This window comes from Streptomyces sp. NPDC054956 (assembly GCF_053609185.1).
In genome coordinates this window covers 1-16,273 of the sequence record NZ_JBSGXB010000172.1, presented here as the reverse complement: position 1 = coordinate 16,273, position 16,273 = coordinate 1, and the positions used below count along the sequence as shown (strand labels likewise).

Here is a 16,273-nt window from a genome sequence, read left to right as displayed (position 1 = left end):
TTGCTGGACTGGCCCTCCCGGCTCCACCGGAAGCCGAAGGCGTCGGCGCGGTCCGCCGTGGAGCGGCCCCAGGTCGCGACCTGTCCGGGCCCGGTCTCCGAGCCGGGCAGGTTGGTCGACTGGACCCGCGCGCCCTCCGGAGTCGTCGGCCCGCCGAGCGCCACGGCGCTCGCCTCGACCCGGTCGGGGATCGTGGCCCTCCAGCCGCCCAGGTCCTCGTCCACCTCGATCTCGATGGGGGCGAAGTCCATGCCCCGCATCTCGGCGTCCATCATGCCGACCATCTCGGCGGGCCAGCTGCCGGCCTGACCGCCGAAGATCATCTGCAGGGCTCCGCGCTGCGCGTCGTCGGCGCGTTCGTCGAGGAACACCGCCGCGTAGGTGTCGGTGTGCTCGTCCCAGATGTTGCCCACGAAGGAGCCGAGCATCAGCACGTTCAGGCCGTCGAGCTTCACCTCGCCGTAGTTGCCCTCGCGTATGTGCCAGGCCAGGACCCCGTCGCATTCGCCGTAGGTGGGGAGCTGGGCGAACGAGCAGGGGCAAGGAATGTTGCACCTGCACGTGTCGAACCAGTCACCGGCCGCGTGCCATCTCGGGACGGTCGCTGTCGTATCGGTCATCTCGCCGCCTCCTCATGGCCCGTACGCCCGGGAATCGGCTGGTCGGCAAGCCCGCCGGAACGCCGCGACAGCGCCCGGCGGCATGGGTACGGGTCACCCCCCATTCTCCTCCCGCCGGCATGCGGGCGAAAGGCGGGAGCGCACCCGTCGCGGCCCGAACGCCTCCGGGCGGCGTCCCGCCGGCCCGGGCGACGGGTCATCCCGTCCATCCGGCCATCTCGTCCATGGAGGGGCCGGACGGCACCAGGCCCGGCAGCAGCCAGTCCTGGAAGGGGGCGAGCACGGCAAGGACGAGGAACGCGAAGCCGACGGCCCAGGCCAGCCAGGGTCCCTGCCGCCAGAGCTTCTCCAGGAAGATCACCACGGCCAGTCCCGCCATCGCCGCCACGTTCATGACCCCGAGCGGGATCAGGACGATCATCAGGCCCCAGCAGCATCCGACGCAGTAGAGCCCGTGGTGCGCGCCCACCCGCAGGTCCTTGGCCCAGGGCCGGAAGCGCGAGTAGCGGACCAGCTGGATCATCGGGTTCCGGCAGTGCCGCAGGCACACCCGCTTCAGCGGCCCGAGCTGCTGGGCCGCCGCGAGCAGGAACACGGCGGCGCCGATCCAGCGGCCCGTCGTGGGGTCGCGGTCCACCAGGTGCCCGGTGGCGGCCAGGGCGGCGTACGCGAGCACCCCGAAGGCGGTCCAGGCGAGCAGGTAGCCGCCGACGAACTCGGCGATCCGCAGGGCGCGGACGGGTCCGGCCGAGCGGCGGTTGATCCCGCGGACCCAGGTGATGGCCACGGGCGCGACGGACGGCAGCATCATCGCCGCCATCATCACCACCCACAGCAGCAGGAAGAGGGGCAGCGCCAGGCCCATCGTGCCGGGCTCCATCCCCATGTGGCGGGACTGGCCGACGGTGAGCAGCCACGCCGGGACGGCCAGCAGAACCATCAGCAGCCACGCGACCCCCAGGTCACGGGCGGGCAGCAGGATTCCGGGCCGCGTGGGCGCCGGCGGGGCGGGGCGGAGGTGCGGCATGGGATGCCTCCCAGGGTGGACACGTCGGGTGGGCGTCCGGTGGGTCAGAACTCCACGGTGACGAACCCGTCCTCCTCGGCCGGTCCGGGTGCCAGCACGCGGTAGCCGAACTCCTGCTTCAGCTCGTCCACGTCCCAGTTCACCGCCCGGTCCCGGTAGTTGAAGACGAGGTCCTTGTCCGCCCCGCCGTTCTTCAGGATCCGGGCGATGGCGATGTCGTCCGGGTGGCCGTGGATCTTTCCGTTGGTGGAGATCAGGTAGCGCCCGCAGTCGAGCAGGCCGAGGAGGTCGTTCGAGAGGTTCTTGGCGCTTCCGTGGTGGGCGACCTTCAGGGCGTCGATCCGCAGGCGCCCGCCCGCCTCCTCGGCGCGCGGCCGGATCGATGCCACCAGGCGCGGGTCGTCCGCGTCGCCGGTGAAGACGATCCGGGTGCCCTCGAACTCGAACAGCAGGGCGATGCTGGTCGGGTTCGTCGGGGAGCCGTCCTTCTTGAACGGTGCGGCGGCCAGCTCGTCCACGTCGATCGCGCCGAAGTGCTCGATGCCGGGCGCCACCTCCCTCTCCATGGGGTCCACGCCCGGGATCAGCCCCGCCTCCTGGCACTTCTTCTTCCACGTGGGTATCAGCGACTCCAGCAGCCTGCGGTCCGGAGCGAGCACCTCCATCGTGGATCCGTCGTCGAACCAGGTCAGGGGATGGCCGACTTCGATGCTGCGGCCCTCGAAGGCCTTGTTCCAGGGGAGACCCTGGGCGATGAGCTCGGTGGTGACCTTCTCCCCCTCCACCGCGCCGAAGACCTCGCGGTCGTGGAGGTGGTCGAAGCCGTTGAACCACACGTCCCCGAAGTCCACCGTCCGGTCGGTGTCCTCGAGCAGTGCCAGTACGCCGAGGATGTGGTCCTGGTCGACGTGGGTCACCACGAGTACGTCGATCAGGCCGTCCACTTCGGCGAGCAGCGGTTTGATCCGCCCGTAGGTGCCGTGCCGTCCGCCGTCGAAGAGGATCCGCCGGGTGAAGTCGCCGTTGCCGTACTCGAGGAGCAGGCAGTCACCGTCCTCCGCGGGCAGCATCCTGAGCCGGATCATCACGCACTCCTTTGCCTCAGGTCGAGAATCAGGAACGGCTGTCGCATGTCGGTCAGCCACGACAGGCGGCGCACCTCGTCGAGGCGGCGCGCGCACTCGGGATCGTCGGGAAAGGCGGAGAACCCGTCGACGAGCCAGACCAGCCCGAGCGTGTAGAACGGGATGCCGCGCTCGAAGGCCTCGATCAGCCCGTCCCGGGCCCCCGGCAGGTCCGGTGAGGCCCGGCGCAGCAGCCGTACCGCCCGGAGGATCGCCCCGTCGCTCATCCAGGGGAAGGAGTCGGCCAGCGTGTCCAGCCAGGGGTCCCAGTACGTCTCGCCCCTCGTGTGGTCGGTGCCGACGAGGAGGTAGGCCCCGGCCGCCGCCGCGAGCGGGTTCTGGAGCTTGGAGTAGAGCATCGCCTCGACGTCGGTGAAGAGCTGGGCGGCCATGTCGAGGGCGCCCTGGGACATGTACGCGAGCCCCGCGCCGACCGCCGGGTCGCGGACGGCTATCGCGACGGCGCTGCCGGTCGGACTCTGCCGCAGATTGACCAGGACCTCGACCTCGCTGCTGCCCCAGGGCAGGGGGAGGGTGACCAGGCGCACGGATCCGGCGGTCTCCACGACCAGGAACTGCCGTTCGCCGGGCGGATCGCCGACGAGCCCTACCGGCCCGGCCGGACCGAAGCGGTAGAGCGGCGAGACCGCTTCCCCGCGCACGTCGGGCTCCGGGAGCACGAGGGGCTCGCCCCGGGCGATCCGCCGGGCGACCGGCTCCTGCGGCGGGTCCTCCCCGAGAGCCAGCATCGAGGCGAAGGCGCAGCTCTCGGGCGTGGCGCCGCCGATCCAGGTGGCGAGCCCGGTCAGGTCCACATCGGCCTGGACGGTGGCCTCGCGCGGCATGGACGCGGGGACGACCATCGAGCGCGAGGCGATCGATTCGGTGCGCGGCACCTCGACGGGGCTGTGGTACACCCTGCCCGACTCGATGTTGCCCATCAGGTACTGCCAGGAGTGCGTCTCGTACGGCGAGTCCGTCATGGCGAAGTCCACCGCGGTCTCCTCGCCCTCCACGGCCAGGGCGTCCTCCGTCAGTACCAGCCCCGACGGCAGGGTCGCCGACACCAGGTAGCGGCCGGGCGTCACGGGGTACGCCGTGGGGCGGGGGTCGATCCCGCAGGGGATCAGGACGTTGCGCCGGCTCTCGCCCGTGAGGTCGGCCGAGAGGATGTCACCGACGATCACCGCTTCGTTGGACTCCCCCGAGGGCGAGGAGGAGAGGAGGAGCCTGACGGCGAGCGCGGTGCTCATGGCCGGGCCAGTCGGACGCGGAAGAACGGCGGGCGGGCGTCGAGCCGCTTGCTGCGCTGGTCCCCGGGGCCCAGGACCGCCTCCACCGTGTACGCGCCGAACGGCAGGAAGGGTGCCCACTCACGGAGGTCGGGCTCTTCGTCGGGTTGGGGCGGCGGGCGGCGCAGCGGTGTCGGGAGGTCGCCCGTGCAGATGAACTCGGCGCGCGCGTTGTCCTCGGGATCCGTGCAGCCGATGTACACCGGAACGACCGGGGCGCCCCTCAGTTCGTGGAGGTCGAACTCGAACGACTCGTTGCTCGTCGGTGTCGATGCGCCCACGAGGGTGCCCGCGAACGAGGGCTCCTGCATGAAGCGGACGATCGAGCGCAGCAGGTTGAGGGTGGTCACCCGCCACACGCCGTCCTCGGTGTTCTCGCTCGCCGAGCCTTCGAAGCTCCGCAGCAGCGCGTCGGTGAAGAGACTGACGGCGCCGGCGCGCCCGACGGATTCCGCGCGGAGCATGGTCGCGTAGAGGACGGCGTGCTTGCGCGGCACGAACCCGGTGGGGCGCAGGGTCCCGCCGGCGACGACCACCCGCCCGAGGGTGTCCCTGCCCACCGTGTTGACGAGTACGTCGGAGCCCTCCCGGCAGGCGTCGACGAAGAACACCTGCTGAGAGGCCCTGCAGTTGTTGAGTCCCCGGACGAGGGCCTCGAAGTGCAGTGCGCCGTTCAGCGGGCTGTTCTCGTCGCCGAACATGTCCGCGGCCAGGAGGGACGAATCGACTCCCAGCGAGACGCCGTGCCCGCAGAAGTAGAAGACCAGCCGGGCCTCGTCGTGGTCGCCGCGGTCCTTCCACTCCTCGACGGCGGCCACGACGTTGTCGATGGTTGCCGGTTCCACCACCTGCCCGGCCTGCGTCACCGGGTGGACGAAGGGGGCGGGCACCGCCTCGCTCAGCAGGAGCGCCAGGCTCGCCAGCGGCCGGTCCTCGTCGTGGTACTCGCCGATCATCCACTCGGCGAACGCGCGCGCCGAGAGCGGAGGCGAGGACAACTGCCGCATCCCCACGGCGCCCGGGTGGTCCGTCGGCGACGGTCCGCCCGCCAGATGCGTGTACGCACCGACCCCGATGACGAGCGCGTGCGTGGAGGACGGTCCCGCGTTCTCGTCCAGGTGCACTGTGAAACCTGCCATGGGACCTCCGCATGACACACCGGCAGGCCGGTGGGAGGTTTTGCTCCTATTATAGGAATGAATGTGGACAACTGTCCCTCGGAGACCGTGATGGGCAAGAACATCGTGGTGTGCCTGGACGGTACGGGCAATCAGTTCAAGGCACGCGGCAACACCAATGTCGTCAAGCTCTACGAGATGCTCGACCTCCGCGACCCCGCCGCGCAGATCGCCTACTACGACCCCGGCGTGGGAACCTTCTCCGCCGCCGGTGCCTGGTCGCTCCCCGCCCGCAAGCTCTCCAAGCTCTTCGGGCTCGCCTTCGGATCCGGGCTCAAGGCCAATCTGGCCGAGGCCTACACGTATCTGATGCACCATTACGAACCGGGCGACCGGATCCACCTCTACGGCTTCAGCCGGGGCGCGTACACCGCCCGCGCCCTCGCCGGGCTGCTCAAGTCCGTCGGCCTGCTCCGCCCCGGCTCGGAGAACCTCGTCCCGTACGCCATCGCCGTCTACACCAAGAACCGCACCTTCCGCGAGGACGACTGGAAGCAACTGCACCAGTTCGCGGGCGCGTTCAGCAGGAAGGTGGACGAACGAACCGGCATCCCCGTCCACTTCATGGGGCTGTGGGACTCGGTGAAGGCCGCCGGACTGCTGCGCTGGAACCTGCGCTGGCTCTTCACCCGGCGGATCCCCAACGTGGGCCGGGTCCGCCACGCCGTCTCCATCGACGAGAAGCGCAGGCCGTACGAGGAGTACCTCGTCCTGCCGCCGGAGGAACCGGGGGCGCCGGGCCCGGTGATCGAGGAGGTCTGGTTCGCCGGAGTCCACTCCGACGTGGGCGGCACCTTCGACCCCGAGGACCCGAAGCAGCCCGACGAGCCGAAGCTGTCCACCATCACCCTCAAGTGGGTCCTGGACGGCGCCCTCGGCTCCGGGCTGCTGATCAAGGACGGGGCGTACGCGAAGCACGTCACGCTCGAACCCGCCCACGCGACCGGCACGATCCACCGCATGGGCCGCGTCTGGGCCCTGCTCACCTACCGCCACCGCCACGTCCCCGAAGGCGCCCGGGTGCACGAGACCGTACGGCTGCGCCTGGAATCCGACGCCGACTACGGGAAGCGGATCCCGGCCGGCGTCGTCTGGGCGGACACGGAGTGGCTGACCCCGCATCCGGCCCCGGCCCGGGCCCCGCGCCCTGCCCCGGTCCAGGCCCTGCATCCGGCCCCGCTCCGGGACGCCGGCTGACGGGATCCCGGTCAGGCGCCCCGGCTCGCCTCCGCGGAGAGCAGCCGCGTGCGGAACAGGCCGAGCACTTGGTCCAGCGCGTCCCGGGTGGGTTCGCCGGGGGAGTCGATGAGGTGCTCGGTCAGCACGGAGTGCGGGGGCAGCACGCCGTCGGGGTTGGCCGCCGCGTCGTCCAGCTCGACGGCGACGAAGGCGTCACCGAGCTCGCGCTTCAGGAACGCGAAGCGGTCCCCGGGCACGAACTTGTCGCCCTTGAACCGCAGTCCCATGACCTGCAGGCCCTCCCGCTCGCAGCGCCCCCGTACGACGGCGAGCTCCTCGGGGCTGATGTCGATCGTCCGCGACCGGCCCGCCGAGACGGCCACCGGCAGCGACGGCTGGGACAGCACCGGCGCGACCAGCCGGGGGTCGGTGGCCATGGCCAGGGCGAAGCCCCCGGTCATGCACATGCCGACGGCTCCGACGCCGGGGCCGCCGCACCGCTCGTGCTCGTGGGCGGCCAGGGCGCGCAGCCAGGTCGTGACCCGGGAACTGCGGCCCGTGGCCAGCACGGTGAACTCCCGGCTCACGCACACCTTGAGGACCGACGAGGCCGCGTACCGCGCGGTGCCGAACGCGCCGTGCGCATCGGGGTGCGGGTCGCGCCCGGGCTCGCCGAACACCCGGGGCAGCCCGGCGGTGCCGCCGAGCGCGGCGACGTGGCCCGCCACGCCCCCCACGTGGGGCGTGCGGCGCGTGATCCCGCCAATCACCACCCGGGGGGGGCCGCCCCCGCGCCGCAGTATGCGGCGCCGGACCCCCTCGTGCGTGAACGTCTCCTGCTCGCATCCGGCCAGGTCGTGGTCCGTCATGGTTCTTCTCGTCTCCTCCGCGCACCGGTGTCCGGCCGCGGAGCGGAGCTCACGGCCGGGGCGAGTCTGGCACGCGGGCGCCGAGGGTCGCGACGGCGGAGATCATCCGGTCCCAGAACGGTCCGGCCTCCAGACGCACCGCGGCGCGGGCGTTGACCGGGCGGCCCGTGTACCGGTGCAGGTCCACCACCGTGGCGCCGCGCGTGTACTGGCCGTGCAGCTCCACGACGACGTTCGCGTCCACGCAGTGCACGAGCCCGGGGTCGATGACGCGGGCCACCGCGACGGGGTCGTGCAGCGGAGGGTGCGGGAACCCCCACAACGTGCGGTACGTGGACGCGAAGAAGGTCAGCAGCTCGGCGCACATGTGCCCCAGCGGCGTGCCGAGTTCCTCGAAGCGGGCCACCACCTCGGGCGTGGCCAGGGCCTGGTGGGTGACGTTGAGCCCGCACATGGTGACCGGTACCCCGCTGCGGAAGACGATGTCCGCGGCCTCCGGATCCGAGACGATGTTGAACTCGGCCGCCGGAGTCCGGTTCCCCCGCTCCGTCGAGCCGCCCATCATGACGATCTCGCGGATCCGGGAGGCGTCCTGCGGATAACGGGTCAGCAGGAGGGCGATGTTGGTCAGCGGCGCGGTGGGGACGAGGGTGACCGGCTCCGGGTGCTCGCCCAGGATCCGGTGGATGAGCTCCACCGCGTGCTCGGGGACGATGTCCACGGTGGGTTCCGGGAACAACGGCCCGTCCAGGCCCGACGTGCCGTGCACGTCCTCCGCGACGCCGAGCGGCTGGACGAGCGGCCGCCCGCAGCCCGCCGCGACGGGCACATTGGTGATCCCGGCGACCGTGCAGACGCGCCGCGCGTTCAACGTGGTCTTCTCGAGCGTCTGGTTGCCGGCGACCGTGGTGATGGCAAGCAGGTCCACCGCGGGATCGCCGGCCGCCAGCATGATCGCGAGGGCGTCGTCGTGTCCGGGATCGCAGTCGACGATGATCGGGACGGGCACGGTGCTCCTGCCGGTCGAGGGGCGTGGCCCCCTCAGTGTGCCGCCGCGCCGCCACCGTGACGAGAAGGCGCCAGGACCGGCCTCTACGGTCGGGGCATGGTACGCAAGCGCGTGATCGTGTCGGGGATCGTGCAAGGGGTGTTCTTCCGGGACACGTGCCGCCGTGAGGCACTGACGCAGGGTGTGTCGGGATGGGTGCGCCATCTGCCCGACGGCGATGTCGAGGCCCTGTTCGAAGGCGCCGAGGACGCCGTTGAACCCGGCCGGGCCGAGGCCCGGTTCAGCGACGGCTCCCCGCCCGGCGGGGTGCCTCGCGCAGTCTCGCGGCCCGTCGGCGCAGATGCGCGGCGAGGTCGCGGGTCGTGTCCCGGTGCGCGGCCGGGGCGTCGTGGAGCCCGGCGACCGCCGTGGTGGTGAGCCGGGCCATGACGCGTTCGGCGTAGGCCAGATCGGCACGCCAGGCCTCCAGCGCCTCGTGGTGGCGCGGATCGGTGCGCAGGCGCGTCAGTTCGGCGCGTACGGCGGCCAGGTCCCGGTGGATGCGACGACGCAGGGTGTGCAGGGCCTCGGCGTCGCCCGCGGGGCCGAGGGCGTGGTCGGCGTAGGCGGCGATGGCGTCGTGGGCGCCGGCCAGCCGGTCGGTGACGCGGGCGCGGGCGTCCTCCGGCCAGAGCAGGTAGCCGCAGACGAGGGCGACGGCGCAGCCGATCGCGGTGTCGAGCAGGCGCGCTGCGGGGACGCCGGAGCCCCCTTGGCCCAGGGGGTCGGCGAGCAGCAGCATGACCGGGGTGAGGAAGAGGGTCTGCAGGGCGTAGTTGCGGCGGGCGTACGCCTGGAGCAGCCCGGTCAGGACGACCAGGGCGGCGATGCGCCACCAGCCGGCGGGCAGGACCGCGACGGCGGCCAGGCCGATCAGGACCCCGGCCGTGGTGCCCAGGGCGCGCGTCACCAGCCGGGCCGGCACGGTGCCGAGACCCGGCCGTACGACGAGGGCGACGGTCAGCACCAGCCAGCCCGAGCGCGGCAGGCCGCTGAACGAGGCGACGGCCTGGGCCACCGTCAGACAGCCCGTCAGGCGCAGGGCGTAGCGCCGGGCCGCCGGATCGCGGAGCCGGCCCGCCACGGCTTCGGCGAGACGGCGCGGGGGTGCGGGGCGCGCCGGCAGGAGGCGGGTTCCGCCGTCCGCAGGCTCCTCGCCGGGCGCGGCGAGCGCGACGACGGCGGCGCGCAGCGCGCGTACGGCCCGGCTCTGCGGGGTCGGCGGCAGGGAGATCGGCCCCGGGGTCCACGTTTCGACGGCGTCGGCGACCCGGCGCACCGCTTCGGCGTACCCGGCGGGCCGTTCCTCGGCCGGGGCGGTGCGCACCGCGGGGGCCGCGGCGATGACCTCCACCAGACGGTCCAGATGCGCGGCCAGTTGGGCCGCGGTGCTGCCCGGCCGTGGTGCGGAGAGCCGGCGGACGACCACGGAGTCGTAGGCGGCGTCCATGGCCTCGGTCACCCTGTGGCGGCGCTCGGCCCAGGTGTCGTCGGTGGCTTCGAGGAGGTCGGCGACGGCGCGCACGGCACCGGCGACGGCACCGCGTTCCGCGAGCCCGGGACGGCGCAGCGCCTGCGCCAGCGAGAGCAGCACGAGGGGGACGCCGCCGAGCAGGAACAGCAGGGGTACCTGCCACCAGGGCGCCGTGGTGGGCAGCCCGAGGCCCATGGCGGTGGCGAGCAGCAGCACCAGGGCGGCCATGTCGCTGATCCGGCCGACGGTCGACATCAGCCCCGAGACCAGGGCGACGAGGGCGACCAGCAGGACCTGCGCCCACGCCTGGCCGCCGGTGACCCGGCCCAGGGCGAGGCCGATCGCGCCGCCGAGCTGGGGGAGCAGGAGGGTGAGGGCGCGGGTGCGCCAGGGGGCGGCCGTGTCGTCGACGGCCGCGCCGTAGGCGCCGAGCGCGGCCGCGGCTCCGAGGTCGGGCCGCCCGGCCGCCTGGCCGAGGGCCAGCGGCACCAGCATGCCCAGGGCGCCGCGCACGGCCAGGGAACGGTCGACCGGGACGGCCCGGATCCGCACGGTGTCTCTCAGCCACACGGGCAGGCGGGCCGTCAGTGCCATCGGAGTACTCCCGTTCGGTGACGCCTAAACCAGAGGCAGACCAGATGGATCAAGGTATACGCCTCGAAAACGACCAGTTCCACATAAATCGCCTGAAGAGGGATGATCGGCGCGAGGGTGTCGACCAAGGGCCCGGGGAGAACGGCCCGGCGGAACGGCAGGCGGGCCGGTGCTGGTGCCGGTGCCGATGCCGGCGCCCGGGGATCAGCCGAGGGTGAGCCGTACCTCGTAGCGGTCGGCCCGGTAGGTCTCCCGGGTGTCGGCGCACGGGACGCTGTCGGCGTCGAGCGACAGCCGGCGCGTGTCCAGGACGGGCGCGGCCCGGTCCGGGTCCAGCTCCATCAGCCGCTTCTGCTCGGCGTCGGCGAGCGCGGCGCGGGCCGTGTACCGGGCGCCGACGGGGACGTGGCCGGCGGCGGCCAGGATGCCGAACAGCGAGGCGGTGGTGAAGTCGGCCCCGGTGACGGCCGGTGCGACGGCGAGGGGCACGAGGTCGTACGTGACGCACACCGGCAGGCCGTCCAGGAACCGCAGCCTGCGCAGCTCGAACAGCTCCGCCTTGGTGTCGATCCGCAGGCGCTCGGCCTCCTCCGAGGACGCCGGCCGGGTACGGGCGCTCAGTACGCGGGCCGTGACCGAGCGGCCCAGGTTCCGGTTCACCTCGGCGAACCCGAGCAGGGCCGACGAGTCCGCGGAATGACTGAAGCCGACGCGCCGCACCCGCCAGCCGCGCCGCTCGGAAGACTCGACCAGTCCGTCCCCCTCCAGGGCCTTGAGGGTGCGGCGCAGCGTGGAACGGCTGATGCCGAGCTGCTCGCACAGGTGCCGCTCGGAGGGCAGCCGCTGCTCCGGGGCGAGGGTCCCGGCCGCGATGGCGTGCGCCAGGGCCTGCTTGGCCAGGACGTACGGCGGCTGGGCACCGGTGGGCGCCACGGGGTCGAAGGTGGGCTCTACGGGCATGACTGCTCCCACTCTGCCGTGGCGGACGACGGCCGGGCCGGACCGAAGGGGGGTACGCGACGGGCCGAAAGGCCCCCATTTCATCTGGTATGCCTCTGGTATACCTGGAGGAGCAGGCAGGGGGGAACCACCACGCCGAGGGCCACCGGCCCCGATCGAAAGGAACCCCCATGTCCCGCATCCTCGACCTGGACAGCAGCCGGCTCGCCACCCTGCGCGGCCGCGAGCTGACGGCCTCGGTGGCCGCGAGCGAGGGCCGGGCCCTCGTCGGCGAGGTCTGGCCGAACACGGCGATGCTCGCGAGCGCGCACGAGACCGGAGGCGTGTCCAACATCGAGCTGGTCGCCGCCTTCGGCGCCGACATCGTCATCCTGAACATGCTGGAGAAGGTCTTCGACGGCGAGCGCTGGAACCTCCCCGTCATGGGCGAGTTCGCCTCCCTCGCCGAACTCGCCGACTTCGTCGGCCGCCCGATCGGCGTGAACATCGAGCCGGGCGACGTCCCCGACGGCCGCAAGGCCACCGTCGCCAACGCCCGCCGTCTGATCGACCAGGGCGCGGCCCTGCTGTGCGTGACCGCCAACCCGGCGACCGGCGCCGGCCTCGCGGACATCGCCCGCACCAGCGGGGAACTGCGGGCCGCGCTCGGGGACGACGCGGCGATCTGGTCCGGCAAGATGCACATGGCCGGGCGCAGCGAACCGCTGGACGCCGCCGGTATGGCGGCGGTCGCGGAGGCGGGTGCCGACGGCGTGCTCGTACCGCTGCCCGGCACGGTACCCGGCGTGACCCGCGAGATCGCCGCCGAGGCCGTCCGACGCATCCACGCGGCCGGCGCGATCGCGATGGGCACCATCGGCACCAGCCAGGAGGGCTCGCACCGCAACCTGGTGCCCCAGCTCGCCCTCAACGCCAAGGAGATCGGCGTCGACGCCCATCACATAGGCGACGCGTACGTGGCCGGCGCGATGGACCCCGAGTTCCTCTACGACTACTCCGTCGCCATCCGCGGCCGCCGCCACACCTGGCACCGCATGGCCCGCAACACCCGCAAGCGCGCCTGAGGCCGCTGCGGAGCGCCGCCCGCGGAGCGCGGAAGAAGAACTTCGCCCGGAAGTGAATCCTTTCCGTGCCTCGCCGCCTCTTGTGTGTGTACCGGCCGGACGGGCCGGTGGAACCGGGAGGAAACAGCGATGGTGGTCATCAGTCTCGTAGTGGTCGGAGCCCTGCTCATGGGGGCGTGCGCCTGGCACTTGATGCGGCGCTACAAGGGCCGGAACTGACCGGCGCCCGCCCGCGCCAGGTATGAGTAGCAGATGAACCAACGTTTCACTTGGCCGGACGAGCGGCTGATCAAGGCCGCTCAGGACGGCGACGTCGCCTCGCTGACCACGGTCGTCATGGAATCGCAGCCCCACGTACGCAAGTTCGCCGTATCGCTGTGCTCTTCGCCGCAGGACGCGGAGGACGCGGCGCAGGAGGCGCTGATCATTCTCTACCGGAAGATCGGCAGCCTGCGGGCCACCGGCGCGCTCGCCTCGTGGATGTTCCGGATCGTGCGCAACGAATGCCTCCGGCAGGTACGGCTCCTCGTCGCGCGGAGCGACGGGGAGCCGGCCGAACCGGAGGCGTCCGCCCAGCCGTCCGCCGAGGACGCGGTGCTGCGCAGGCTGGAGGTGGAGCGGATCGCGGCCGCCGTCGGCGCCCTTCCCCGCGACCAGCGCCAAGTCCTGATCATGCGGGACGTACAGGGCCTGCCCGGCAGGGCCGTCGCCCGTTCGCTCGGTCTGAGCGACGCCGCGATGAAGTCGCGGCTGCACAGGGCGCGCGCGACGGTGCGCCACTCGCTGGCGGCGACGGACCGGACGCCTGGCCAGAGCATCGACCGAACAGCCGGAGGAGACCCACAACCGTGAACACCACGAACACCACGAACACCGCGCGTGGCACCGTGGCGCGGCCCGCGGCGGCGCCCGACGCGAACTTCGCCAGTACGTCCGTCCCGCGCCACCTGGCGCGCGGGGCCATCGGCTTCGGGCTGCTCATCGGCTCGATCGCCCTGGTGCCCGTCGCCGGACCGGCCACCCTGCTGGCGGCCCCGCTGGCCCTGATCGCCTTCCGTGGCTGCCCCACCTGCTGGATGGTCGGCCTCGCGCAGACCGTCTCCCGCGGCCGGCTGGAGCGGCAGTGCGCGGACGGCGTCTGCACCCTCACCAAGGCACACCCGCCGGCGGGGCCGCCCACCCGGCCCTGACCGGCGAACAGCCCCGCCTTTGACCCATGCGGCGGCAGCCCGGCCTCCGCCACGGGCGGGCCGTCCGTCCGCGCGGTCCCGATGCCGTTGAATGCGCCTGAGCGACGACGAGGGAGCAGGCCGTGGGGCGTGAGGGCAGGCGGCGCGGGCCGCTGGTGATCGGTGCGGTGGCCGTGGCGGTGGTGCTGGTGGCGATCGGGCTGTACTGGTTCCAGCCCTGGAAGCTGTGGCAGGACCGGACCGTCCGCGAGGCGCTGCCCGGCGTCTCGTCGAGCCCTTCGGCCCCCGCCGCCTCCGCCGCGCCCGGCCCGCGGACCCTCGCCCGGGGGACCTTCATCAGCCATGAGCACACGACGACCGGCACCGTGAAGATCCTCCGGCTGTCCGACGGCTCGCGCGTCCTGCGGCTGGAGGGTCTGGACACCAGCGACGGCCCGGACCTGCGGGTCTGGCTGACCGATTCCCCGGTGAAGGAGGGCAAGGAGGGCTGGCACGTCTTCGACGACGGCAGGCACCTCAGCCTGGGCGGGCTCAAGGGCAACAAGGGTGACCAGAACTACGACATCCCCGCCGACGTGAACCTGTCCGAGTACCGCAGCGTCGCCATCTGGTGCGACCGCTTCGACGTCTCCTTCGGAGCCGCCGAACTCGCCCCCGCCTGAGAACGGAGTCAGGAACCCCCATGACGACGCCCGAGAGTCCCGAGAGCCCCGAGTCGCCCGAGACCCTCGCGACCCCCATGGACACCGTCACGCTGGAGCGCCGCATCGCGGCCCGCCCCGAAACCGTCTTCGGCTTCCTCACCGACCGGGAGAAGTGGCTGTCCTGGATGGGCGCCGACGGTACGTTCGCCTTCGAGCCCGGAGGCGCGTACCGCACCCGGGTCACCGGCGAGAACATCGCCTCCGGCCGCTTCCTGAGCGTCGATCCGCCCGAGCGGCTCGTCTTCACCTGGGGCTGGGAGGAGGCCGGCGCGTCCGTGGCGGCCGGCTCCACGACGGTGGCGGTCACCCTCGAACCCGCCGCCGAAGGCACGGTGTTCCACCTCGTCCACAGCGGCCTGCCGACCTCGGAGGCGTGCGAGGCGCACGCGGAGGGCTGGCAGCACTACGTCGACCGGCTCGCCGTCCGCGCCGAAGGCGGCGACCCCGGCCCGGACACCTGGACGCGGCAGCCCGCGGGCTGACCGCCCCGGCGGGCCGGGGCCCTGCACCGGCCGCAGCGTCCGTACGGAACCCGCGCCGGCCGGCTGCAACAGGGCTGCCGCACAGCGGGTTCGGGCCGCCGGATAGGCTCGCGGCATGGTCACGGCCCGGGCTGCATTCGCCACGACGCGGACCCGCCGCCCGGCGGGCCCGCTGCGACTGCTGTGGCTGGCCGCCCTGTTGTTCGGGTTCCTCTACACCCACGCCGCCGGCGCGGAGAGCGCCGCCACGCACGTCACGGGCGGCGCCGTCGCCGTCTCCTACGTGGCCGCCGCAACCGATGCACCCGCCGATCACCACGCCGACGCCGATCACCGCGACGGCGCCACGCCCGACGGGCGGGGCGGCGGCAGGGGTCATTCCCACCCCGCCGAGGAGTGCGCCTCCGGCCAGCCGCAGCAGGGCTGCGATCTGCCCGGCCCGGCGCTGCTCCCCATCGCGGAGCTGACCCCCGCCGTCGCTGCGCTGACGCCGCAGCCCTGGATGCAAACCCTCCCGGCCGGCCTTCCTCCCCTTCGCAGTTCCCTCGGCTCAGTGGTGCAGCAGGTATAGAACCGGGCGCTTTGCCCCGTTCTGTCCTGACTCTCGTCGCCGATCCCGGCCCGCCCTCCCGCGGCCCCGGGGCGATGAGCCGCGCACGCACCACACAAGGAACTCGCTCATGTCATCCACCCAGCTCCTCGACGCCCGGAACCCGGAACCCGCATCCGGCCCCTCCGGCCAGGGGCGGGCCGCCCGGCGCCGGCGGCACTCGTCCCGCAAGCGTTCGCTGGCCGCCCGCTACCTCGGCTACGTCGGCTACTTCGTCGGCGCGGGGCTCATCAGCGGCGCCGTCGTCCACCACCCCCTCGACCCCGACCGCTACAGCCGCATCGCCCTCTACGGCGCGCTCGTCTTCCTCGCCGCCACCGTGCTCAACGAGTTCCTCCTCACCCGGGAGCGCCCCGGGCCGGTGCGCACGGCGGTGGTCATCGGCTCCTCGCTGCTGCTGTCGTTCGGCATCGGCATGCTCAGCGGCGGACTCCAGCACTTCGACGACTTCCCCGCGCGCGGCGCCGTCCTCGTTCCCGCCGGGCTGGTCGTCTCGTTCGTCGCGTACGTGATCAAGGACGCCGAGACGCCCTGGCACCGCGTCTTCAGCCTCCTCGGCCTGACCGTCGTCGCCGTGGCGGCCCTCGCCTTCCTCGGCCTGCGGGAGGTGGCCGCCTCGATGGAGACCACGTCCGGAGGCGAAGGCCACAGTCACGGCACCGCCGAGAACCCCGTCGCGGACGACCATGCGCCCACGGGCCCGCCCACCCCGGCCGCCACCACCGCGCCTGCCGCCACCCCGAGCGCGGCCCCCACGGCGAAGCCGACGCCCAAGGCCTCCGTACACAGCGACGGTCACAACCACTAGCACCGCCGACGCGGCGGGTCGGCGGGGTCCGCGGGCCGGTGGGCGAAGCC

The 16,273-nt window shown here is 72.9% G+C and carries 17 protein-coding genes and 1 pseudogene; 9 read left to right on the top strand and 9 right to left on the bottom strand.

Going from position 1 to position 16,273, the window contains the following annotated elements:
* The 5 genes from ACWGDE_RS24365 to ACWGDE_RS24345 form a co-directional block, all read right to left on the bottom strand.
* Window positions 1-620: DUF1326 domain-containing protein (locus ACWGDE_RS24365; RefSeq protein ID WP_453391136.1), on the bottom strand; the 620-nt coding region annotated here is incomplete at its 3' end.
* Between the two features lie 196 nt (window positions 621-816).
* Entirely contained in the window at window positions 817-1,647 is an 831-nt protein-coding gene (locus tag ACWGDE_RS24360; protein ID WP_453391135.1) for a DUF2182 domain-containing protein, read from the bottom strand.
* Between the two features lie 44 nt (window positions 1,648-1,691).
* On the bottom strand, window positions 1,692-2,732 hold the full coding sequence (locus ACWGDE_RS24355; protein ID WP_453391134.1) for a ComEC/Rec2 family competence protein: 1,041 nt from the start codon (window positions 2,730-2,732) through the stop codon (window positions 1,692-1,694).
* A complete protein-coding gene (locus tag ACWGDE_RS24350) occupies window positions 2,732-4,024 on the bottom strand; it encodes a hypothetical protein (protein WP_453391133.1) in 1,293 nt (430 codons plus the stop codon). The genes ACWGDE_RS24355 and ACWGDE_RS24350 overlap by 1 nt, the downstream gene beginning before the upstream one ends.
* On the bottom strand, window positions 4,021-5,202 hold the full coding sequence (locus tag ACWGDE_RS24345; protein ID WP_453391132.1) for a caspase family protein: 1,182 nt from the start codon (window positions 5,200-5,202) through the stop codon (window positions 4,021-4,023). The genes ACWGDE_RS24350 and ACWGDE_RS24345 overlap by 4 nt, the downstream gene beginning before the upstream one ends.
* A 63-nt stretch (window positions 5,203-5,265) precedes the next feature.
* Between ACWGDE_RS24345 and ACWGDE_RS24340 the strand changes: the two genes are divergently transcribed.
* Complete coding sequence (locus tag ACWGDE_RS24340) at window positions 5,266-6,438, top strand: T6SS phospholipase effector Tle1-like catalytic domain-containing protein (RefSeq protein ID WP_453391131.1); 1,173 nt, start codon at window positions 5,266-5,268, stop codon at window positions 6,436-6,438.
* Between the two features lie 11 nt (window positions 6,439-6,449).
* Here the strand turns inward: ACWGDE_RS24340 and ACWGDE_RS24335 are convergent, their stop codons facing one another.
* Window positions 6,450-7,289: a dienelactone hydrolase family protein gene (locus ACWGDE_RS24335; protein ID WP_453391130.1), complete on the bottom strand. Its 840-nt coding sequence runs from the start codon at window positions 7,287-7,289 to the stop codon at window positions 6,450-6,452.
* 49 nt (window positions 7,290-7,338) lie between these two features.
* Window positions 7,339-8,298: a nucleoside hydrolase gene (locus ACWGDE_RS24330; protein ID WP_453391129.1), complete on the bottom strand. Its 960-nt coding sequence runs from the start codon at window positions 8,296-8,298 to the stop codon at window positions 7,339-7,341.
* A gap of 96 nt (window positions 8,299-8,394) precedes the next feature.
* On the opposite strand from ACWGDE_RS24330, the pseudogene ACWGDE_RS24325 reads away from it, so the two are divergent.
* Window positions 8,395-8,544, top strand: a pseudogene (locus tag ACWGDE_RS24325) (acylphosphatase); the annotation flags it as partial.
* 34 nt (window positions 8,545-8,578) lie between these two features.
* Here the strand turns inward: ACWGDE_RS24325 and ACWGDE_RS24320 are convergent.
* Both ACWGDE_RS24320 and ACWGDE_RS24315 read right to left on the bottom strand, forming a co-directional pair.
* Window positions 8,579-10,405, bottom strand: a complete 1,827-nt coding sequence (locus ACWGDE_RS24320) for an FUSC family protein (protein ID WP_453391128.1) — start codon at window positions 10,403-10,405, stop codon at window positions 8,579-8,581.
* A 204-nt stretch (window positions 10,406-10,609) separates the two neighbouring features.
* Window positions 10,610-11,365 (bottom strand): GntR family transcriptional regulator, encoded by a 756-nt coding sequence (locus tag ACWGDE_RS24315; RefSeq protein ID WP_453391127.1) that lies wholly within the window; start codon window positions 11,363-11,365, stop codon window positions 10,610-10,612.
* Window positions 11,366-11,535: 170 nt separating this feature from the next.
* Between ACWGDE_RS24315 and ACWGDE_RS24310 the strand changes: the two genes are divergently transcribed.
* From ACWGDE_RS24310 to ACWGDE_RS24280, 7 genes are all read left to right on the top strand, one after another.
* Window positions 11,536-12,429, top strand: a complete 894-nt coding sequence (locus tag ACWGDE_RS24310) for a DUF7916 family protein (protein ID WP_453391126.1) — start codon at window positions 11,536-11,538, stop codon at window positions 12,427-12,429.
* Window positions 12,430-12,681: 252 nt separating this feature from the next.
* Window positions 12,682-13,281 (top strand): RNA polymerase sigma factor, encoded by a 600-nt coding sequence (locus ACWGDE_RS24305; RefSeq protein ID WP_453391125.1) that lies wholly within the window; start codon window positions 12,682-12,684, stop codon window positions 13,279-13,281.
* The gene (locus ACWGDE_RS24300) at window positions 13,278-13,619 is read left to right on the top strand and encodes a hypothetical protein (protein WP_453391124.1); all 342 of its coding nucleotides are present in this window, start codon (window positions 13,278-13,280) and stop codon (window positions 13,617-13,619) included. Before ACWGDE_RS24305 ends, ACWGDE_RS24300 begins: the two co-directional genes overlap by 4 nt.
* 122 nt (window positions 13,620-13,741) lie before the next feature.
* Window positions 13,742-14,281, top strand: a complete 540-nt coding sequence (locus ACWGDE_RS24295) for a DM13 domain-containing protein (protein WP_453391123.1) — start codon at window positions 13,742-13,744, stop codon at window positions 14,279-14,281.
* Between the two features lie 20 nt (window positions 14,282-14,301).
* The gene (locus ACWGDE_RS24290) at window positions 14,302-14,805 is read left to right on the top strand and encodes an SRPBCC family protein (RefSeq protein ID WP_453391122.1); all 504 of its coding nucleotides are present in this window, start codon (window positions 14,302-14,304) and stop codon (window positions 14,803-14,805) included.
* A 115-nt stretch (window positions 14,806-14,920) separates the two neighbouring features.
* Window positions 14,921-15,376 carry a hypothetical protein gene (locus ACWGDE_RS24285; RefSeq protein WP_453391121.1) on the top strand — a complete coding sequence of 152 codons (456 nt, stop codon included), beginning with the start codon at window positions 14,921-14,923 and terminating at the stop codon, window positions 15,374-15,376.
* 109 nt (window positions 15,377-15,485) lie between these two features.
* Window positions 15,486-16,223 carry a hypothetical protein gene (locus ACWGDE_RS24280; RefSeq protein ID WP_453391120.1) on the top strand — a complete coding sequence of 246 codons (738 nt, stop codon included), beginning with the start codon at window positions 15,486-15,488 and terminating at the stop codon, window positions 16,221-16,223.
* Window positions 16,224-16,273 lie beyond the last annotated feature (50 nt).